This is a genomic window from Pseudomonas sp. S10E 269, from assembly GCF_002798465.1.
GTDB classification, from domain to species: domain Bacteria; phylum Pseudomonadota; class Gammaproteobacteria; order Pseudomonadales; family Pseudomonadaceae; genus Aquipseudomonas; species Aquipseudomonas pergaminensis.
Map to the genome: position 1 here is coordinate 5,319,546 of NZ_PHIJ01000001.1, position 19,130 is coordinate 5,338,675.

The following is a 19,130-nucleotide window of genomic DNA, read 5'->3' on the forward strand; positions in this document are numbered from 1 at the left end:
TCCTCATCAGGCCTCAGGAAATGCCCTCAGTCGCACGCAATGAGTCTTCCTTGATGTCCTCGGCAAACTTGCGCATCAACCGCACCAGATTGTCGAAATCGCCTTCCTCCCAGGTGGAGAAGATCGACACACCCATCCGCTCCCGCGCATCATCGACGCGGTCAGTCATGGCCTTGCCTTTCTCGGTAATCACCGACTCGCGTACGCGGCGGTCGAGTGCGCTTGCCTGGCGCAAGACCAGGCCCAGGCTTTCCAGCTTCGCCACCTGCCGACTCACCGTGGTGTAGTCGCGGCCCACGCGGTCGGCCAGCTCGACCACGCCAATCGGACCCAACCGCTCCACCAGCACCAGCAACGGAAACAGGGCGCGGTCCAGGGAAATCCCGGCCTCGCGTACCATCGCCTCGTCGCGTTGCGGGCGGTTCATCACCCCTACGATCTCAACCAGTGAGCCATGCAGGTCACGCAGCTGGGCGGATATATGTGCGCTTTGCACATTTTTAATTGACACGGTGTTCGCCTCTCTTAATATGTGCGTATTGCACATATAGGTGATCCAGTATGAAAGCGCAATTCGCTGTCGATGTACTGATTTGCGGTGCCGGTGCCGCCGGCCTGACCTTGGCGATCGACCTGGCGAGAAGGGGCATCACCTTCCGACTGATCGAAAAGAACCAGCAGCCTTTCCACGGCTCGCGTGGCAAGGGCATCCAGCCCAGGTCCCAGGAAGTCTTTGAGGACCTGGGGATTCTCGACCGGTTGATGGCCGTGGGTGGAGTCTATCCGACTGACCGGCGCTACCGCGACGATGGCAGCTACAGCGAGGCTGAATTCACCGAATCCACGGCGCCCACACCGGCTGAGCCCTACCAACAACCGTTGATGGTCCCGCAGTTTCTGACGGAACAGGTGATGCGTGAGCGCCTGCTTGAGCTCGGTCACGCGCCTGAGTTCGGTTGTGAGCTGGTCGGCTTCGACCAGGACGCCGACGGTGTCACCGCACGGCTGGCCGGCAAGGGTGGCGAAGAGCGCATGCGTGCCCGCTGGCTGGTGGGTGCCGATGGCGGTCGCAGCTTTGTCCGGCATGCCCTGGCGATCGGCTTTCCCGGCAAGACCCTGGGCGTGCGCGCCCTGGTGGCGGATACGGTGCTTACCGGCCTGACGCGTGAGGCCTGGCACCGCTTTGGCGAAGGGGATATGCAGCGCCAGATTGCGATATGCCCGCTGGCCGGCACCGACCTGTTCCAGCTTCAAGGACCGGTCCCGGCGGAGGGCGACGTCGACTTCAGCGCCGAAGGGCTCACCGCACTGATCGCCCAACGCACCGGTCGCACCGACATCCAGGTGCACAGCGTGGCCTGGGCATCGGCCTACACCATGAATGCGCGCCTGGCCGATCACTACCGCCTGGGCCGGGTGTTGCTGGTGGGCGACGCCGCGCATATCCATCCGCCCACCGGTGGCCAGGGTCTCAACACCAGCGTGCAGGACGCCTATAACCTCGGCTGGAAGCTGGCGGCGGTGGTGCAGGGCGCCCCTGAGGCTTTACTCGATACCTATGAAGAAGAGCGCCGGCCGGTGGCTGCCTCCGTGCTCGGTTTGTCCACCAGACTGCTGGGAGAAATGCAGCATGGCGAACTGCGCCGGGGCAGGGAGGTGCATCAACTGGACATCGGCTACCCCGAGTCCTCACTGGCGTTGAAGATCCCCGTGCGTAAAGGCGTTGCAGCGGGCGACCGGGCGCCGGACGCGCCGGTCCGAGGTGCCGCTGGGCAGGCGCTGCGGCTGTTCCATCTGTTCCAGGGCACGCACTGGACACTGCTGGGGTATGACGTCACGCGTGATTCAGTGCCCGCTTGGCCGGGCGTTCAGGTCCATATCGTTGGGCCTGAGGGAGATGTGATTGACGAGCAAGGTCAGTTTCAACGTGCCTACCAACTGGCGATTGGCGAGTGGGTGCTGGTGCGGCCTGATGGGTATATCGGCGCGATTGTAACGTCCGGGCAACGAGAGGAACTGGAGGCCTATCTGTTGGTTCACGCCGGGATAAGCCCGGCGGCCTGATAACTCCGGATCAGTTCGTCATACAAGCCGATATCGAGGCGCGTACGGGCAATCAACTGCGCGCCGGCGATGGCGGTGTAGATGGCACGGGCGCGCCGCTCGTTGTCCTGCACACTGCCGTTGTCGATCTCCGTAAGCAAAGCCGCGAGCCAGGCCACGTTGATATCGGCAAATGCCAGGACCTCTGTCTTCACGGCCTCGGGCAGGTCCTGGTATTCAGCCGCCATGAAGCTGGACAGGCAGAGACGATTGCCGTCTTCGAGGGATTTTCGAAAGATACTCGGGTAGATCCGTAGGCACTGCAGCGGCTCTGGGTTTCGCGCGCGTATCGCGGCAAGGGCGCTGGCGGTGTCTTCCCAGTAACGCTTGGCAACGGCCGCGCCGAGGTCGGCCTTGCTCGGGAAGTGGTAATAGATACTGGCGTTCTTGATCCCCACCGTTTCGCCGATGCTGCGGAAGTTGATGCCGCTGTAGCCGTAATGCTGAGCAGCGACTTTGGCAGCTTCCAGGATGGCTTCTCGCGCATTTTCGCTCACGTATGGGTTCCTCGTTTCGTAGGGGATGGGCCGATTCTACGCGTAAAAGTTTTTACCTGCCAACTGGTAGGTAGTGGTTGACAGCTGGAAATAAAGCTTTCAATCTCTACCTACCACTTGACAGGTAGGCGAGAAAGCCATGATTACGCAACAGCCGCATTCCCAAGCATCCCAACGTTCTATGATGACTATTTTTGACTGGCACAGCGGCCCCTATCCGGCCCGGGTGCGAATTGCATTGGCCGAAAAAGGCCTGCTGCCCAAGGTGGAGTTTGTCTCGGTCAACCTATGGAAAGGCGAGCATAAGCAACCGGCATTTCTTGCGCTCAACTACTCGGGAACTTTGCCTGTCCTCCAACTGGACGACGGAACGCTGATCGCTGAATGCACAGCGATCACCCAGTACCTGGATGTACTCGACGGCAACCCGACGTTGACCGGCAAAACACCTGCCGAGCAGGGCCTGATCCACATGATGACCAAGCGCGCCGAAATCGAGCTGATGGATGCCGTGAGTGTGTACTTCCATCACGCAACCCCCGGGCTCGGGCCGCACGTCGAGCTCTACCAGAATGCCGAATGGGGCCTGCGCATGCGTGACAAGGCACTGCGCGGCATGCGCTACTTCGACGAGGTCCTCAAGCGCCGGTCCTATGTCGCAGGTGATGAGTTCTCCATGGCCGACATCGCGTTGTTGGGCGGCATGATCTTCGCCGCGCTGGTGGAGTTGCCGGTGCCGGAAGAATGCGAGGCTATGCACGCCTGGCATGCCAAGGTGAGCAAGCGGCCTAGCGTCCGGGCGTGGCGGGCGATGGTGGCGCAGACACATTAAGCGAGCATGGAGCATTGCGCACGCGGGTCGCGGGTTTGTTAAATGCACATCAAGTGGTTGTGAGCTGAGCCAGGATTTCATCGGCTTCGGTAACCCCGGCATAGTCCATCGCCAGATTGCTCAACGACATCGCATGCACGTCCTCGGCCGGCCACAGGCGCCCGGACAAATCGGTTTGATCGAAGGTGTAGCAAGCGTCGGCAACCACCGTCACCTCAAAACCCAGGTTGCCGCCCGAACGTGCGGTGGCCTCGACCGAGTTGTTGGTGATCACACCCACGATCACCAGTTGGCGGATCCCACGCGCATGCAACCAGCGCTCCAGCCCTGTAGCGGTGAACGCATCCGGGACGTTCTTTTCCACCACATGCTCATGGGCCAGCGGCTGCAGCGCCGGCTGGAACTCGCACCCTGGCTGGCCGGGCCAGAACACCGAGTCGGGCGCGCGGGACATGTGCCGGATGTGCACGACCGGCCGGTTGGACTGCCGCCACGCATTCAGCAGGCGCTGCATCTGCACCTCGGCGTCCGGGTTGTTGCGTCGCCCCAGCTTCGGCTGGTTCATGCCTTGCTGCATGTCGATGATCAGCAGTGCGGCATTGCTGGCTAACGTTGGCATGGCGAATCCCTGTGTTCGTGAGGCTCGAAACATATCAGCCAACCTGTGTGCCCAGACAGCGATTTGTTCGAAGCCCGCACCGTTTCCATTTACACTGCCGCCCTCGAATTTCAGCAAGGATGCGTTGGATGCGCTCGATACTTGGCGGTGTGTGCCTTTCCCTGGCTCTGGCGGCCCCTGTCTTGGCCGAACCGCGTTCATTTTCGGTGGTCGACCGCAGTGACCAATACCTGGTCGAGGTGCTGTTCCCGGAGGTCCCCGACCACCCCAATCAACTGGTGCCCGCGCTCATCACCGTGCGCGACAAGCACACCCTCGAAACCCTCCAGCAATTCAAGACCCCCGCCGCGAATGTGCCGGTGGACAGCAATGGCCAGGACAACGGCTGGCTGCTCGGGCCCTTCAGCCTGTTGTACTTCGCCGACTTCGATCTGGACGGCCGCCTCGACCTGGCGATCCGCAACGGCACCGATCTCGAACAGGCCTACAAGCCGATGTTCGATGTGTACGTGCAAACCCCACAGAACCGGCAGTGGGTGCTCAACCAGCCCCTGACCGACCTGGCCAAGGAGACCACCAGTGGCATGTTCTCGCTGATCCCCGACGACGGCATCCTGCTGTCCCAGGTCGACCGGGACTGCTGCTGGACACGCATGAGCCACTGGAAAATGCGCGATGGCGAGTTGGTCCGCCTCAGCACCTCCACCGAAGAGCAGGTCCAGCCCACCGAGTTCGGCGAAAACTCCAGCATGCCCAGCGGCTACACCCTGATCACTACCGGCGCATTGAAGGATGGCCAATGGCAGGAAACCCAGCGCCTCGAAGGCCCGACCCACCAAGATGTGCAGAGACTCACCGGCACCCTCAACGGCAAGATCCCGGTGGACATCTGGTACCAACAGCAGGGAGCGGTCCTCATCGGCGAATTGCGCTACACCAAAAGTGGCAACGGCCAGCCGATCAAACTAGTGGGCGACCAGAGCGACTACGACGACAAACCCTTCGTGTACCTGCACGAATACACGGATGACGGCCACCAGACCGGTATCTGGCGCATCACCCGTGACACCGAGGCGCCCTACGACTACACCGGCACCTGGGTCAGCAGTGCCAAGGGCGAGCACCCCGAACTGGCGATTTTGCTGCACGCAACCGACAGTGAACCCGACGATGACCTGCCCACCGACCTTGAGCGAGACCAGCGCAACGGCCATTACCAGATGCGCGATGACTTCCTCGGGCGTGACGGCGACCTGGAACTCAACATCCTGCCAGAGCGAGATACGCAGGGCAGGGAAGTGGCGGAAGTGACCCTGACATTGAAAGAGGTCAAGAGCGGGAAACAGATCGTGGTCGCCCACCATAGTGTGCCGATGGAGGCCGAAAACCTGATCATCGTTCGCGAGCCTATGGCGACGCCACGCACCGGGCCGTACCACATACAGTTGGTGAAAAACTTCGCGGTGATCGAGCATAACTCGGCGCCGGACAGTGATGATTACTTGACGGGGATGTATCGCAAGCAGCCGTAAATCCGGTCGTCGAGGCTTAACGGTCATGATCCAGAGGCTTAATCGAGGGGCGTCATATTCAGACGCAAGACTGTTACCGCGGGCCGTCCGGTCCCGATGGGCCGACGACCTTCCTGGCGATCACGTCGATACGGACGGTTCAATGACCCAGGAGGTTGCGTAGGTTTTTCACCGGATAGCACCGCCCGATGTTGCAACCGACACCGAAGAGCGGTTTGCACAGTGTCAGATTCCAGCTGGGAGTTGGCACACGCCTAAACCACACTCTCCCGACCCACCCGACTCACATGCCCAACCCCCGCCGCCTGCAACCTTGCCACCAAATCCTCCCGCGCTGCGCGCCCACCTTCACGCACATATTCAAGCTCCGCCGCCGTGATCAACACCACCGGCACCAGTTGCACCGGTGAGAGCGGCATGTCGTCGAGGCGGGTCGGGAAGTCCGGGGCGGGGCCGCCCAGCAGGACGCCGGCGGCGTCGTCGGCGGTGACGAAGAGGCTGGGCAGTTGGTCGCTCATCAGGTGCGATTGGCTGAAGCCGGGCAGTTCCAGGGAGAGTACGCCGTGGTTCTCCAGTTGATGGGTGATGCCGCCGGCGTTGGCGACGGTCTTGGCGACGTGTTCGAGCAATTCGAATGCCCAGCTGTGGCGCAGCGGGTCGACGTCGCCGAGTGCGCCTCGGGCGTGTTCGGGGATGTCGGCGGTTTCCAGGAACAGTTCCATTTCGAAGCCATTGCCGAGGCCTTCGGCGTCGTCGAAGGGGTCGGATAGGCCGTCGGTTGCCAGCACGATGCTGTCGCCCCGGCGTACCACGCGATAGGCCTGGCGGGTCGACGGCCAGTAGGGGCCGCCGGTGAGGCTGGGGCTGATCAGGTAGGCGAGCACGTCTTTCTCGACGGTGCCCACTGACTGCCAGTGTCGGTCCAGGCATTCGGCGCTGGCCAGGCGGGCGGCCTGGTTGGCGGCGTCGGGCTCGGGCGATTGCGTCGCGGTGGGTGTCGGGGCGGGCGCAGTCGGTTTTTTCGTTGAGCCGAAGAGTTTCTTGAAGAAGTTCATGGGCAGTCCTTTGCTGGGAGGGGGCGCTTCATGGAGGGTTGAGCGCGATTACATAGGCGCGAAACATATCAGTCATGGCGTCGGCATAAACAGCGATTTCTTCCGTGGTGCGTGGGCTGTTGGAAAATTCTTTCCCGACTGAACTGAGGGTGGTCAGGATCAGATCACTGGCCAATGTACGCGTGTCGATCGACACGTCGGGCAGCAACTCCAGCATGAACGCCTTGAACGCCTGCCGTCCGGCAGCCCGCACTTCCAGGGCCTCCGGCGCATCGCGATAGAGCGGCGCCGCGTCGCTTAACGCCCCGCGCATCTGCGCTTCTTCGCATTCGGATCGAATAAAGGCGTGCACCAACGTGCGCAGGCGCTCCAGTGGCGCTTCGTCGTGTTTCTCCAGTATGTCGCGCAGCATCTGGGTGGTCTGCTGCCACTCATCACTCTGCAACCTGAACAGGATCGCCGCCTTGTTCGGAAAGTACTGGTACACCGACCCCACGCTCACGCCGGCCTTTTCCGCGACCCGTGCGGTGGTGAAACGGGTGGCGCCTTCCTTGGCCAAAACCTGAATAGCCGCTTCGAGGATCGCTGCCACTAACTCGGTGGAGCGCGCCTGTTGTGGCTGCTTGCGCGTGGAAATACGCGGGGTTTGGCGGCTGGTCATGCAGGGCTCCGGTGGTGGGGCTAATGCGAATAGCGAATGCGACGAATCACTCGCATACTTTTAATGCGACGAATTAGTCGCATCTTAGCCCCCACTCTACGGAAATCAATTATGTCGAGCCTGACCACCGCGCCTTTGGCGCAACTGATTGAACGCCTGTATGCCCAAGCCAGCGCCGCCACCAGCCCGGTGATGAGCACGGTATCGAAGGAAGAACGCGAGCGGCTGATGCACAGCAAGACCGAATACGTGACGCTGTATTCGATGCTCAAGGATCTGTGGCTTCCCGTGTCGCGGGACACCGGCAAGCTGCTCTACATGCTGGCGCGCAGCAGCAAGGCGCGGGCGATCGTGGAATTTGGCACTTCGTTCGGACTGTCCACCTTGCACCTGGCCGCCGCGCTGCGTGACAACGGTGGCGGTGTGCTGATCGGCAGCGAGTTCGAGGCCTCGAAGGTGGCCCTGGCGCGGGACCATTTTATCCAGGGCGGCGTGAGTGACTTGATCCACATCCGCGAAGGCGATGCGCTGGTGACCCTGGCCAGCGACCTGCCGGACAGTGTCGATCTGCTGCTGCTGGATGGCGCCAAGGCACTCTATGGCGAGGTACTCCGCCTGGTGGAAAGCCACCTGCGCCCCGGTGCTTTGGTGGTGGCCGACAACACCGATTACTGCCCTGAATACCTGGCCTACGTACGCGCCCCCGAGAACGGCTACTTGTCCGTTCCATTTGCCGATGACATCGAACTTTCAATACGCCTGGGGTAATCGATGAGTCAACTCATGCACGTATTTGTCACGGGAGCCACCGGTTGGGTGGGCTCCGAAGTGGTGTGTATCACACCGATGCGGCGCGGGTGTATGGGCATGTGCCGGAGGAGGGCCTGGGCCAAGCGGCGTATCACGTGGGCGCAGACCAGGCAGCCGGGTTGTTTGTGGTGAGCGGGCTTGCCACAGCTAGCCCGCTCACCCGCAGTTCAGTGCAGGCTCAGCGATTGAAGCGCTCGACCAACGCATATTGGGTGGACGCGGTGTTTGTCAGTTCCTTGCTCAGGTCCGTGGATTGATGGGCTTGTATCGAGGTCTGGTCGGCCAGTTCGGCGATGGTGGTGATGTTGCGGCTGATTTCCTCGGCGACCGCGCTCTGTTCTTCGGTGGCGGCGGCGATCTGGGTGGTCATGTCGGTGATGTGGGACACGGCCTCGCTGATACCCACCAGCGCCTGGTCGGCCTCGAGTACCCAGGCCACGCCTTCCTGGGCCTGGCGCTGGCCATGCTCCATGCTTTGCACCGCGTTGTTTGAAGATGCCTGCAACTGGGTAATCAGCGCGTGGATCTGGGTGGTGGACTGAGAGGTACGCTGGGCCAACTGGCGAACTTCGTCGGCGACCACGGCAAAACCACGGCCTTGCTCACCCGCACGCGCGGCTTCGATGGCGGCGTTGAGCGCCAGCAGGTTGGTCTGGTCGGCAATGCCCTTGATCACATCCACCACGCTGCCGATTTCGTCGCTGTCACGGGCCAATTGCGCTACGGTCGCGCCGGTTTCGCTGACCACGGCGGACAAGCGTTCGATCGCCTCGCGGGTATCTCGCGCTACATCACGCCCGCGCCCGGTCAGCACATTGGCTTGCTGGGTGGCATCCGCCGTGCGCTGGACGTGGCTGGCGACTTCCTGGGTGGTGGCGGCCATCTGGTTGACGGCGGCCGAGACCTGTTCGGTTTCGACGCGCTGGCGGTCCAGGCCCTTGGAGCTGGCGGTGGCCAACTGGTCGGATTGCCCGGCCAGGGCGCTCAATTGTTCGGCACTGTCCTGCAAACGCGTCAGGCAGGTCTTGAGGCGCGCGTTTTGGCTGAGGAACGCGGTTTCCAAGCGTGCCTGGGGCCCGCTGGCGTCGCTGTACATCTGTGCGATTAAGGCGTCCGAAGTCGAGGGTTCCACCCCCTGCAACAGGCGCAGTGTGCTGCCTTGGCGCACGCGCGAGCAGAGCACGCCCACTGGCACCGCGACAACGACGGCCACCGCGATCGCCAGCGGTGCACTGAGGAACAGGCCGGCGAGGCTGCCGGCCAATCCGGTGGCCACATACGGCACGCAACTGATCGCGGCAGGCAGCCAGGCATCCTGGCGTGGCACGCCCGGCTTACCCTGGCTGATGCGGCGGTAAAGGGCCTGGGCACGGCGGATCTCATCGGCAGTGGGTTTGACCCGCACCGATTCGAAACCCACCACCTTGCTGCCGTCGAAGATCGGCGTGACATAGGCGTTGACCCAATAATGGTCGCCGTTTTTCGAGCGGTTCTTGACGATGCCCATCCAGGGCAGGCCTTGCTTGAGTGCACCCCACATGTGCGCAAACACGGCGGGTGGCACATCCGGATGGCGCACGATGTTCTGCGGCGCGCCGATCAGGTCGGCGCGTTCAAAGCCGCTGATCTCGACAAAGGCGTCATTGCAGTAAGTGATGACACCTCGGACATCCGTGGCGGAGATGAGTTTTTGCGAAGGCGCGAGGGAAATCTCACGCTGTGTTACGGGCTGGTTATTGCGCATTCCGACTACTCCCTGGTTGCCCTCAGTCCATCGGCGCCAAACGCAAAAAGGTTAATCCACATTGGCCAATTCGCCAGCCACTGGTCAAAAGCCTGAAACTTCCTGCCGAAAAACCTCATAATGGCGGCCATTTTTGTTTAGCCGTTATTCTGGTGTGCCCCCATGGAAATCAAGGTCAACTTTCTCGACAACCTCCGGCTTGAAGCCAAGTTCGATGACTTCACGGTGATTGCCGACCAGCCCATCCGCTACAAAGGCGATGGCTCGGCACCGGGGCCGTTCGATTACTTCCTGGCATCGTCGGCGTTGTGCGCGGCGTACTTCGTGAAGTTGTATTGCCAGACGCGCAATATCCCCACCGACAATATTCGCCTGTCGCAGAACAACATCGTCGACCCGGAAAACCGCTATAACCAGATCTTCAAGATCCAGGTGGAATTGCCAGCGGATATCTCCGAGAAGGATCGCCAGGGCATTTTGCGTTCCATTGACCGTTGCACCGTGAAGAAAGTGGTGCAGGCCGGGCCTGAGTTTGTCATCGAAGAAGTCGAGAACCTCGACGCCGATGCCCAGGCCTTGCTGATGCCGAACTCGACCTCCGAGGGCGGCACCTACATCGCCGGCAAGGACCTGCCACTGGAACAGACCATCGCCAACATGTCCGGGATTCTCGCGGGCCTGGGCATGAAGATCGAGATCGCGTCGTGGCGCAATATCGTGCCTAACGTGTGGTCGCTGCATATCCGCGATGCGCATTCGCCGATGTGCTTCACCAACGGCAAGGGCGCGACCAAAGAGGGCGCCTTGGCGTCGGCGTTGGGCGAGTTTATCGAACGGCTCAACTGCAACTTCTTTTACAACGACCAGTTCTGGGGTGAGGAACTGGCGAATGCGCCGTTCGTGCATTACCCGGATGAGCGCTGGTTCCAGCCCGGCCCCAACGACGAACTGCCGAGCGAAATCCTCGACGCGTACTGCCTCAAGGTCTATAACCGCGACGGCGAACTGCGCGGTTCGCACCTGTTCGACACCAACTCCGGCAATGAAGAGCGCGGCATTGTTTCGCTGCCGTTCGTGCGCCAGTCGGACGGTGAGGTGGTGTACTTCCCGTCCAACCTGATCGAAAACCTCTACCTCAGCAACGGCATGAGCGCCGGCAATACCTTGGCCGAAGCCCAGGTGCAGTGCCTGTCGGAGATCTTCGAGCGCGCGGTGAAGCGTGAAATCATCGAAGGCGAGTTCGCCTTGCCGGATGTACCCGCCGAGGTTCTGGCCAAGTACCCCAGCATCCTGGCCGGTATCCAGGGTCTGGAAGCCCAGGGTTTCCCGGTGCTGGTCAAGGACGCATCCCTGGGCGGTGAATTCCCGGTGATGTGTGTGACCCTGATGAACCCGCGCACCGGCGGCGTGTTTGCCTCGTTCGGCGCACATCCCAGCCTGGAAGTGGCGCTGGAGCGCAGCCTCACCGAACTGCTGCAAGGCCGCAGTTTCGAAGGCCTGAACGACCTGCCGCAGCCCACCTTCGAAGGCCAGGCAGTGACTGAGCCGAACAACTTCGTCGAGCACTTCATCGACTCCAGTGGCGTGGTGTCGTGGCGCTTCTTCAGCGCGCAGTCGGATTACGAATTCGTTGAGTGGGACTTCACCGGCGAAGGGGCCGATTCGAACGCCCAGGAAGCCGCGACCCTGTTCGGGATTCTCGAAGGCATGGGCAAGGAGTCCTACATGGCGGTGTACGAACACCTGGGCGCTACGGCGTGCCGCATCCTGGTGCCGGACTACTCGGAAATCTACCCGGTGGATGACCTGATCTGGGACAACACCAACAAGGCGCTGTTCTTCCGCGAGGACATTCTCAACCTGCACCGCCTCAACGAGGAAGAGTTGCAGGCGCTGGTCGAGCGGCTGATTGAAAGCGAGCTGGATGACTACACCGATATCACCACCCTGATCGGCATCGAGTTCGACGACAACACCGCCTGGGGCCAACTGACCATCCTGGAGTTGAAGCTGCTGATCTTCCTGGCCTTGCAGCAATACGAAGAGGCCAAGGAGTGCGTGGAGATGTTCCTGCAGTACAACGACAACACCGCCGAGCGCGGCCTGTTCTACCAGGCGATGAATGCGGTGCTGGAGATGGAACTGGACGACGACCTGGACCTGGCGGATTACGAAGCCAACTTCCGCCGCATGTTCGGTGATGAGCGGATGGACGCGGTGATTGGCTCGGTGAAAGGCGATGTGCGCTTCTATGGCCTGACGCCGACCAGCATGAAGCTGGAAGGGCTGGACCGGCACTTGCGCTTGATCGACAGCTACAAAAAGCTGCACGCGGCGCGTGCCAACGTCGCCTCAGCCTGACACAACTTTCTGTGGGAACTGGCTTGCTGTGGTGAGTGGGCTTGCCCCGCTCACCACAGCAGGCCGGTTCACCACGCAGGCCAAGCTAAAGTGCTTTAGATAAGTGCCAATGCTTGCGCCAAATCCGCCCGCAGATCCTCCACATCCTCAACCCCCACCGACAACCGTACCAGCCCGTCGCCAATGCCCAACTGCGCGCGCGTGGCGGCCGGGATACTCGCGTGGGTCATGATCGCCGGGTGTTCGATCAGGCTTTCCACGCCGCCGAGGCTTTCGGCCAGGGCGAAGATCTTGACGTTTTCCAGGAAGCGCGTCGCGCCGGCCAGGTCGCTGTTCAGGTCAATCGAAATCATCCCGCCAAACCCACGCATCTGTTTGCGCGCCAGTTCATGCTGCGGGTGGGAGGCCAGGCCTGGGTAGTAAACCCGTGCCACCTGCGGTTGCTGCTCCAGCCAGGTGGCCAGGTCCAGGGCGTTGCTGCAATGGCGCTCCATGCGCAGGGCCAGGGTTTTCACGCCGCGCAGGGTGAGGAACGCGTCGAAGGGCCCCGCGATGGCGCCGACCGAGTTCTGCAGGAAGCCTAGGCGTTCGGCCAGTTCGGGGTTATCGCCGACGATGGCAATGCCGCCAATCACATCGGAGTGGCCGTTGAGGTATTTGGTGGTGGAGTGCACCACCACATCGAAGCCCAGTTCCAGCGGACGCTGGATCCATGGGCTGGCGAAGGTGTTGTCGGCCACGCAGATGATGCCTCGATCGCGGCAGATACGTGCGATGGCGCTGAGGTCGGTGAGGCTCAGCAGCGGGTTGCTCGGGGTTTCGACCCAGACCATACGGGTGTCGTCCTGCAAGCTGGCTTCGAAGGCCGATAGATCACTCAGGTCGACAAAGCTGAAGCGGTGCCCGGCGCTGCGTTGGCGCACTTTGTCGAACAGGCGAAAGGTGCCGCCGTACAGGTCATTGCCGGACACGATGTGGGCGCCGGCATCCAGCAGCTCCAGCACCGTCGAGATCGCCGCCAGCCCGGACGCAAACGCAAACGCCTGGCTACCACCTTCGAGGTCGGCCACGCAGCGTTCCAGGGCAAACCGCGTAGGGTTGTGGGAGCGACCATAGTCAAAGCCCTTGTGCACGCCGGGGCTGTCTTGCAGGTAGGTGGAGTTGGCGTAGATCGGCGGCATCAGCGCGCCGGTGGTTGGGTCGGGGGATTGCCCGGCGTGGATCACGCGGGTGGCAAACGCGCCTTTATCGGACTGACTCATGCAAGGGATCTCCGTAGGTGGTTAAGCAGGTCGACGCGGGTGATCAGGCCGTGGAAGCCTGAATCGTCGGCAATAATCGCAACCAGGCCGCGATCCAGCTCCGCCTGCAGTTCCGCCAGGCTGGCGCCGGGGGCCAGGGTTTGCAAGGTGTTGGTCATGGCGCTGGCGACAATCATCTTGAAGTCTGCGGCGTCATGGTGCAGGCCCAGCAGGATGTCGGACTCATCGATCACTCCCACCAATTCTTGACCGTCCATCAGCACCGGCAGTTGCGAGACGTCGGCCAGGCGCATGCGCTGGAACGCCGTGAGCAAGGTGTCATCGGGGCTTACGCTGATCACGCGGCCGTCTTCGAAGCGCCGCGCGATCAGGTCGCGCAGGTCGCCGTAGTGCTTGTATTGCAACAGCCCCGCGTCGTTCATCCATTGGTCGTTGTAGACCTTCGACAGGTAGCGCGTACCGGTGTCGCACACGAACGTGACCACACGCTTGGGCTCGGTCTGTTCACGGCAGTAGCGCAGCGCTGCGGCGAGCAGGGTGCCGGTGGAGGAACCGCCGAGAATGCCCTCGGCCTTGAGCAATTGCCGGGCGTGATCGAAGCTTTCTTCATCGCTGATGGAATAGGCATGGCGCACGCTGGAGAGGTCGGCAATCGAGGGGATGAAGTCTTCGCCGATACCTTCAACCGCCCAGGAGCCCGGTGTTTCCAACTGGCCGCTGCGGCTGTATTCGGCCATCACCGAACCCACCGGGTCGGCGAGCACCATTTGCAGTGCCGGTTGCACGCGCTTGAAGAAGCGCGTCAGCCCGGTCAGGGTGCCGGCTGAGCCGACACCTACCACAATCGCATCGACATCGTGCTGGGTTTGCGCCCAGATCTCAGGCGCGGTGCTGGTTTCGTGGGCCAGGGGGTTGGCGGGGTTGTTGAACTGGTCGGCGAAGAACGAACCGGGGATGTCATTGGCCAGGCGCGCCGCCACGTCCTGGTAATACTCGGGGTGGCCTTTGCCGACGTCGGAGCGGGTGATGTGCACTTCGGCGCCCATGGCCTTGAGGTGCAGCACCTTTTCCGTGGACATCTTGTCGGGCACCACCAGCACCACGCGGTAGCCCTTGGCCCGGCCGACCAGCGCCAGGCCCAGGCCGGTATTGCCGGCGGTGGCTTCGATAATGGTGCCACCGGGGCGCAGGCGGCCGTCGCGTTCGGCGGCGTCGATCATCGCCAGGCCGATACGGTCCTTAATGGAACCGCCGGGGTTTTGGGATTCAAGCTTGAGGAACAGCGTGCAGGGGCCGGTATCGAAACGGCTGACCCGAACCAACGGCGTGTTGCCGATCAGTTCGAGGACGGCGGGGCGGGGAAGGCTGGGCATGTCGTCACCTGAATACGGATGGGATGGACAGCAAAAGTCAAAGCGTGGGTTCGACGATAGGCCGGGATCGGTCCGGTCGCAACCGGACGGTCCGTTGGCTGTCTGTTTTTGGCGCATTAGCCGGGCGGGTTCAGCACCTGCTGCAAGCGCGTGACGACGCCGGCGCTGGCGACCTGCATCGGCGCGCGCAACTCGCTGCCGATCAACCCGTGCAAGGCCAGCGCGGCTTTGACCGGCGCCGGGTTGGGTTCCATGAACATCGTGTTGATCAGCGGCTGCAACCGGAAGAACGTCGCTCGCGCTTCAGCGAGCTGGTTGTCGCGCACTTGCTGGCACAGCGCCACAAATTCCTCGGTATGCAGGTGGGCCGAGGCGGCGATGGCGCCCGTCGCGCCAAGGCACAGCGCGTTGAATATGTGCAGGTCTTCGCCACACAGCACGTCCACCGCACCACTGGCCAACAGCGCGAGGGTATTGCCCAGGTTGCCGCCACAGTCCTTGATCGCGACGATGCGTTCGTGAGCGATGATGTTCAGCAGCGTGGCCTGCTCGAAGGTTGCGCCGGTGCGGTAGGGGATATCGTAGAGGATGATCGGCACACTGGAGGCATCCGCCACTGTACGGAAGAATGCTTCCAGGCCAGCCTGGGACGGGCGGATGTAACTTGGCGCGGGCACCAGCAACCCCGCCACCGGGCGTTGCAGGATTTCACCCTGGAACTCGAGCAACTCAATCTGGTTGTTGCCCGCCAGGCCCATCACCACGCGGTGCGCGGGGACCAACTGCAGCACTGCGTCGAGCACTGCCAGTTGTTCCTGACGGCTCAGCGACGCGGCCTCCCCGGTGGTGGTGCAGACCATGATCCCGGCCACGTGCTTTTCCAGCAGGTGGCTGACCAGCCGGCGCAGGCCGATAAAGTCGATGGCGCCGTCATGGAACGGCGTGACCACGGGAACCCAGATACCTTGAAACGCTGACATGCACTTTCTCCTGATAGTTGACCGCTGGAGTCACCGTCAGAAGGGCAAGGGCAATTGTGCTAAGGAGGGGGAGACCGTCGCGCTCAATGTCCTGTCAGCTCATCTGACGGGACAGCGCGCCCCGGTCACATGAGCGACTGTTTCTTCGATTTGAGGGCGTGCGCAACGCAACCTTGCGCCTTGGCAATCAAGCCAATGGCGCAAAGGTTAACGGAGGACATTGTGGACATTCGCTGACACACCCTGAATAAGGCCTCCATCTTCATGGAATATTACAGAGTGTGTCAACGGTGCTTATTCGAATTTATCGATACGCGAGTCGGAATAGAAAAACTCGTTCTTGTCGGTGCTCGATTCAAAGAAGTAGGCGTAGTCGGTCAGGAAGTACAGGTGGCTCACGCGCTTGTACTTGTCGTCGTCGGTTCGGCAGGACAACGCCTTGGCGCTGCCCGCCAGTTTCGCGTTGAGTTCGCTGGCCGGCAGTTCACGCTCGACCTGGCAACGGTTGGTCTGCGTGTTGGTGCTGCTGCCGATCAGGCTGTTGAGGCTGGAGCGTACGGTGGTGTAGGTGACGGTCTCGCCCACGGGCAGGGCCTTCCAGTTACCGGTGAAGCTCAGTTGGGTCAGGGTCGAGCTTTCCGCCATGCCCGAACCGCCGTAGGTGGCTTTGGACACCAGGTGGAACAGGTTGCGCCAGCTCACGGCCTGGCTCTCATAGCCGTCGCCACGGGTGGCCAGGGCCAACTGGCCGCTTGGTGCGTCCTGGCTGATGAACTGCGTGCTTTGGTTATCGCTGGTCTTGCCACGGTAGTTGCTGGTGCCCGCGAACTGGACGTATTTGAACGAGCGGGTGGGCTTGTCCAGGTTCAGCTGCGTGATGGCCGCCAGCACGGCTGGCTGCACTGACGTCAGAGCGATGGTAGTTGGAGCCTTCAGGCGTGGCTTGAACGCCGGCAGCGCGGCGATTTTTTCCGGGGTGACGCAGACGTTCTTGAACAGCAACTCATAGTCGGCATTGCTGCCGGCGATGTTCTGCGGCGTGGGGGAACTGTCGACACGGCCGTCGCTGACGCGGTTGTTGGCATCCATGTCGTAGCCGGCCAGTTGCATGTACGTGCCGGCTTTGCAGGCTACCGAAAAGTGTTCGCGTTTTTGCGCGTAGGGCGCGTTGTAGGGCAGGTCGTTGAGCACTGTCGGGTTATCGAAGGCGGCCCAGAAGCGCGTTTCGCCGTTGACGGTCTTGATGCTGTTGGCGTCGATCAGGACCTGGTTGTCACGCTCATTGGTCTGCACCAGGCGCCAGTCGGGCTTGGGTGTCTCGGCGCAGGCGCGCACGAAGGTCGGGTTGGCAGCCAGGGTTGCGTACTGTTGTGACGACAATTTCTGCGCGGACGCATAGCGATCAATGCTGGCCGGGTACATCCGTCGCACAGCATCCAGGTACAGCAGGTAGACCTTCGGTGACGCACACGCGGCTTCAACTTGCATCGTGCGGCGCACACCATTGGGAATGGGCGGCATCAGCAGCTCGAAGCTCAGCGAATCGCCTTCGCGCACGATGCTGTTTTCCACCAGGGGTTGCGTGAGGGCCAGGGTGAACATTTGATCAACCTGGGCTTTCTGGGTGGCGCAACCGGGCAGGGTGGCAATGCCACCGATCAGCAAAAGGGGAGTGATAAAGCGCACGGGAGCCTCGTTGAGTCCATTCAGGGATGTAAGGGTGACGGCGGGTAAAGCTGAATCTTTAACCGGTTGTTGCGGGCCGCAAGCCTAACGAGGATGGCTGCCTGTGTATAGCCATGGGGTGGCCGCCGCCGGATATGTGCGGGTCGCAATTGTCCTGCCGTGGTTGCAACGAGGCGGTAGGCTGTGCAGATATTCCGGGAGAACCTCGATGATCCGACGTGCGTGTCTGGCCGCTCTGTTGACCCTGTCCGCCTCGACTGCCTTTGGCGGTTCGACCTACGATCATTTGTATGCCTTCGGCGACAGCTACTCCGACAATGGCGCGGGTGAGGCACTCACCACCCGCCTCGCCGCGCAGAAGGTCAAGGAGGCCCAGGCGCTGCCAGGCCCCCTGTACTGGAAGGGGCGCTGGAGCAATGGCCCCACCGCCGTCGAAGGCCTGGCACAGGCGTTGAGCATCCCCCTGACCGACTATGCGGTAGGCGGCGCCAAGAGTGGCCATGGCAACTACTACGCGTGGATGATGCCGTCGCGCGACACCGGCGTACTGGGCCAGGTCACTGAGCATTTGCAGACCGCCAAGGCCAACAAGGCCGACCCCAAGGCGCTGTATTTCATCTTCATCTCGGCCAACGACTATTTTGAATGGGCCGACTTCGCCCATCCTGAAACGGTCGAGGCCTTGAGCGAAGCCAGCGTGGCGAATATCCGCAGCGCCACCGAACAGTTGGTTGCAGCAGGCGCCAGGCACATCATGGTCGTGGGTACCACGGACCTGAGCCATGTGCCTGCCGTGGTGCAGGGCAATCAGGTCGACACTGCGAAAAAGTACCAGCAGTTGCTCGCGCAGCAACTTCCGGCAGTGCTGGCACAGATCGGGACGGCGAAGGTAAGCTACTTCGATCATCTGGCCTTTAGCGATAGACTGCGCGCCAACCCGGCGGACAATGGTTTCACCGACCTCGATACGCCGTGCCAGGCCACCTACCCGCAGGTGAAACCGGTGTGCGCCGCCCCGGACACCCATTACTACTGGGACGAATGGCACCCCACCCGCAAGGTGCATGCACTGGCGGCCAAGGCGATGCTTGAGGCGTTGCCTTAACCTGCCGCGACCGCCGTTTCAATGGCAGCGATGTCGATCTTCTTCATGGTCATCATCGCCTCGAAGGCGCGCTTGGCTGTCTCCGGGTTCGGGTGGGTCACCGCATCGGTCAGCACACGTGGGCTGATCTGCCACGACACCCCCCATTTGTCCTTGCACCAGCCGCAGGCGCTTTCCTGGCCGCCATTGCCGACGATGGCGTTCCAGTAACGGTCGGTTTCCGCCTGGTCATCGGTGGCCACCTGGAACGAAAACGCCTCGGTGTGCGGGAAGATCGGTCCGCCGTTGAGGCCGATGCAGGGGATGCCCAACACGGTGAAGTCCACGGTCAATATATCGCCCTGTTTACCGGACGGGTAATCACCGGGTGCCAGGTGGACGGCATTCACCCGGCTGTCCGGGAAGGTCATGGCGTAGAAGGTCGCGGCCTCCAGGGCGGTGCCGTTGTACCAGAGGCAGAGCGTGTTTTTGTGGGTCATGATCGGTCTCCACGTGAGAATGGCCCTGTGG

Annotated in this window: 17 protein-coding genes; 6 read left to right on the forward strand and 11 right to left on the reverse strand. The window is 61.9% G+C overall.

Annotated features, from left to right (window positions below; translation table 11 throughout):
• Positions 1 to 13 precede the first annotated feature (13 nt).
• The gene (locus CWC48_RS24715) at positions 14 to 511 is read right to left on the reverse strand and encodes a MarR family winged helix-turn-helix transcriptional regulator (protein WP_256581759.1); all 498 of its coding nucleotides are present in this window, start codon (positions 509 to 511) and stop codon (positions 14 to 16) included.
• A gap of 50 nt (positions 512 to 561) precedes the next feature.
• Here CWC48_RS24715 and CWC48_RS24720 point away from each other — a divergent pair, with 50 nt between their 5' ends.
• Entirely contained in the window at positions 562 to 2,064 is a 1,503-nt protein-coding gene (locus tag CWC48_RS24720; RefSeq protein ID WP_100490546.1) for an FAD-dependent oxidoreductase, read from the forward strand.
• Here the strand turns inward: CWC48_RS24720 and CWC48_RS24725 are convergent.
• Positions 2,037 to 2,600, reverse strand: a complete 564-nt coding sequence (locus CWC48_RS24725) for a TetR/AcrR family transcriptional regulator (RefSeq protein ID WP_100490547.1) — start codon at positions 2,598 to 2,600, stop codon at positions 2,037 to 2,039. The two genes, CWC48_RS24720 and CWC48_RS24725, sit on opposite strands and share 28 nt — an antisense overlap.
• Before the next feature lie 184 nt (positions 2,601 to 2,784).
• Between CWC48_RS24725 and CWC48_RS24730 the strand changes: the two genes are divergently transcribed.
• Positions 2,785 to 3,432, forward strand: coding sequence for a glutathione S-transferase (locus CWC48_RS24730; protein WP_100492456.1), 648 nt, complete (start codon positions 2,785 to 2,787; stop codon positions 3,430 to 3,432).
• Positions 3,433 to 3,481: 49 nt separating this feature from the next.
• Here the strand turns inward: CWC48_RS24730 and CWC48_RS24735 are convergent, their stop codons facing one another.
• The gene (locus CWC48_RS24735; RefSeq protein ID WP_100490548.1) at positions 3,482 to 4,051 is read right to left on the reverse strand and encodes a cysteine hydrolase family protein; all 570 of its coding nucleotides are present in this window, start codon (positions 4,049 to 4,051) and stop codon (positions 3,482 to 3,484) included.
• A gap of 128 nt (positions 4,052 to 4,179) precedes the next feature.
• Here CWC48_RS24735 and CWC48_RS24740 point away from each other — a divergent pair, with 128 nt between their 5' ends.
• Positions 4,180 to 5,583 carry a hypothetical protein gene (locus CWC48_RS24740; RefSeq protein ID WP_100490549.1) on the forward strand — a complete coding sequence of 468 codons (1,404 nt, stop codon included), beginning with the start codon at positions 4,180 to 4,182 and terminating at the stop codon, positions 5,581 to 5,583.
• A gap of 254 nt (positions 5,584 to 5,837) precedes the next feature.
• On the opposite strand, the gene CWC48_RS24745 is transcribed toward CWC48_RS24740, so the two are convergent.
• Both CWC48_RS24745 and CWC48_RS24750 read right to left on the reverse strand, forming a co-directional pair.
• Complete coding sequence (locus CWC48_RS24745; protein ID WP_100490550.1) at positions 5,838 to 6,638, reverse strand: suppressor of fused domain protein; 801 nt, start codon at positions 6,636 to 6,638, stop codon at positions 5,838 to 5,840.
• Positions 6,639 to 6,666: 28 nt separating this feature from the next.
• Positions 6,667 to 7,299 carry a TetR family transcriptional regulator gene (locus CWC48_RS24750; protein ID WP_100490551.1) on the reverse strand — a complete coding sequence of 211 codons (633 nt, stop codon included), beginning with the start codon at positions 7,297 to 7,299 and terminating at the stop codon, positions 6,667 to 6,669.
• Positions 7,300 to 7,410: 111 nt separating this feature from the next.
• Between CWC48_RS24750 and CWC48_RS24755 the strand changes: the two genes are divergently transcribed.
• A complete protein-coding gene (locus CWC48_RS24755; RefSeq protein WP_099492226.1) occupies positions 7,411 to 8,067 on the forward strand; it encodes an O-methyltransferase in 657 nt (218 codons plus the stop codon).
• A 220-nt stretch (positions 8,068 to 8,287) separates the two neighbouring features.
• Here CWC48_RS24755 and CWC48_RS24760 read toward each other — a convergent pair whose 3' ends face one another.
• Complete coding sequence (locus CWC48_RS24760) at positions 8,288 to 9,853, reverse strand: PAS domain-containing methyl-accepting chemotaxis protein (RefSeq protein ID WP_100490552.1); 1,566 nt, start codon at positions 9,851 to 9,853, stop codon at positions 8,288 to 8,290.
• A gap of 162 nt (positions 9,854 to 10,015) precedes the next feature.
• On the opposite strand from CWC48_RS24760, the gene CWC48_RS24765 reads away from it, so the two are divergent.
• Positions 10,016 to 12,214: an OsmC domain/YcaO domain-containing protein gene (locus CWC48_RS24765; protein ID WP_100490553.1), complete on the forward strand. Its 2,199-nt coding sequence runs from the start codon at positions 10,016 to 10,018 to the stop codon at positions 12,212 to 12,214.
• Between the two features lie 95 nt (positions 12,215 to 12,309).
• Here the strand turns inward: CWC48_RS24765 and CWC48_RS24770 are convergent, their stop codons facing one another.
• The 4 genes from CWC48_RS24770 to CWC48_RS24785 all read right to left on the reverse strand — a co-directional run bounded on the left by CWC48_RS24770 (position 12,310) and on the right by CWC48_RS24785 (position 17,515).
• Positions 12,310 to 13,476, reverse strand: coding sequence for a cystathionine gamma-synthase (locus CWC48_RS24770; protein WP_100490554.1), 1,167 nt, complete (start codon positions 13,474 to 13,476; stop codon positions 12,310 to 12,312).
• Positions 13,473 to 14,849, reverse strand: coding sequence for a cystathionine beta-synthase (locus CWC48_RS24775; RefSeq protein ID WP_100490555.1), 1,377 nt, complete (start codon positions 14,847 to 14,849; stop codon positions 13,473 to 13,475). Before CWC48_RS24775 ends, CWC48_RS24770 begins: the two co-directional genes overlap by 4 nt.
• Before the next feature lie 116 nt (positions 14,850 to 14,965).
• Positions 14,966 to 15,829 carry a 4-hydroxy-tetrahydrodipicolinate synthase gene (gene dapA, locus CWC48_RS24780; protein WP_100490556.1) on the reverse strand — a complete coding sequence of 288 codons (864 nt, stop codon included), beginning with the start codon at positions 15,827 to 15,829 and terminating at the stop codon, positions 14,966 to 14,968.
• Positions 15,830 to 16,123: 294 nt separating this feature from the next.
• On the reverse strand, positions 16,124 to 17,515 hold the full coding sequence (locus tag CWC48_RS24785; RefSeq protein WP_100490557.1) for a hypothetical protein: 1,392 nt from the start codon (positions 17,513 to 17,515) through the stop codon (positions 16,124 to 16,126).
• A 208-nt stretch (positions 17,516 to 17,723) separates the two neighbouring features.
• Between CWC48_RS24785 and CWC48_RS24790 the strand changes: the two genes are divergently transcribed.
• Positions 17,724 to 18,620, forward strand: coding sequence for an SGNH/GDSL hydrolase family protein (locus tag CWC48_RS24790; protein ID WP_100490558.1), 897 nt, complete (start codon positions 17,724 to 17,726; stop codon positions 18,618 to 18,620).
• On the opposite strand, the gene CWC48_RS24795 is transcribed toward CWC48_RS24790, so the two are convergent.
• Positions 18,617 to 19,099 (reverse strand): VOC family protein, encoded by a 483-nt coding sequence (locus CWC48_RS24795; RefSeq protein ID WP_100490559.1) that lies wholly within the window; start codon positions 19,097 to 19,099, stop codon positions 18,617 to 18,619. The genes CWC48_RS24790 and CWC48_RS24795 overlap by 4 nt on opposite strands.
• Between the last annotated feature and the right edge of the window lie 31 nt (positions 19,100 to 19,130).

What these genes read in the sequence shown, in the direction of transcription:
- CWC48_RS24720 (WP_100490546.1), top strand. Translation starts at nt 562, where the DNA reads ATGAAAGCGCAATTCGCTGTCGATGTACTGATTTGCGGTGCCGGTGCC.
- CWC48_RS24730 (WP_100492456.1), top strand. Translation starts at nt 2,785, where the DNA reads ATGACTATTTTTGACTGGCACAGCGGCCCCTATCCGGCCCGGGTGCGA.
- CWC48_RS24735 (WP_100490548.1), bottom strand. Translation starts at nt 4,051, where the DNA reads ATGCCAACGTTAGCCAGCAATGCCGCACTGCTGATCATCGACATGCAG.
- CWC48_RS24740 (WP_100490549.1), top strand. Translation starts at nt 4,180, where the DNA reads ATGCGCTCGATACTTGGCGGTGTGTGCCTTTCCCTGGCTCTGGCGGCC.
- CWC48_RS24745 (WP_100490550.1), bottom strand. Translation starts at nt 6,638, where the DNA reads ATGAACTTCTTCAAGAAACTCTTCGGCTCAACGAAAAAACCGACTGCG.
- CWC48_RS24750 (WP_100490551.1), bottom strand. Translation starts at nt 7,299, where the DNA reads ATGACCAGCCGCCAAACCCCGCGTATTTCCACGCGCAAGCAGCCACAA.
- CWC48_RS24755 (WP_099492226.1), top strand. Translation starts at nt 7,411, where the DNA reads ATGTCGAGCCTGACCACCGCGCCTTTGGCGCAACTGATTGAACGCCTG.
- CWC48_RS24760 (WP_100490552.1), bottom strand. Translation starts at nt 9,853, where the DNA reads ATGCGCAATAACCAGCCCGTAACACAGCGTGAGATTTCCCTCGCGCCT.
- CWC48_RS24765 (WP_100490553.1), top strand. Translation starts at nt 10,016, where the DNA reads ATGGAAATCAAGGTCAACTTTCTCGACAACCTCCGGCTTGAAGCCAAG.
- CWC48_RS24770 (WP_100490554.1), bottom strand. Translation starts at nt 13,476, where the DNA reads ATGAGTCAGTCCGATAAAGGCGCGTTTGCCACCCGCGTGATCCACGCC.
- CWC48_RS24775 (WP_100490555.1), bottom strand. Translation starts at nt 14,849, where the DNA reads ATGCCCAGCCTTCCCCGCCCCGCCGTCCTCGAACTGATCGGCAACACG.
- dapA (WP_100490556.1), bottom strand. Translation starts at nt 15,829, where the DNA reads ATGTCAGCGTTTCAAGGTATCTGGGTTCCCGTGGTCACGCCGTTCCAT.
- CWC48_RS24790 (WP_100490558.1), top strand. Translation starts at nt 17,724, where the DNA reads ATGATCCGACGTGCGTGTCTGGCCGCTCTGTTGACCCTGTCCGCCTCG.
- CWC48_RS24795 (WP_100490559.1), bottom strand. Translation starts at nt 19,099, where the DNA reads ATGACCCACAAAAACACGCTCTGCCTCTGGTACAACGGCACCGCCCTG.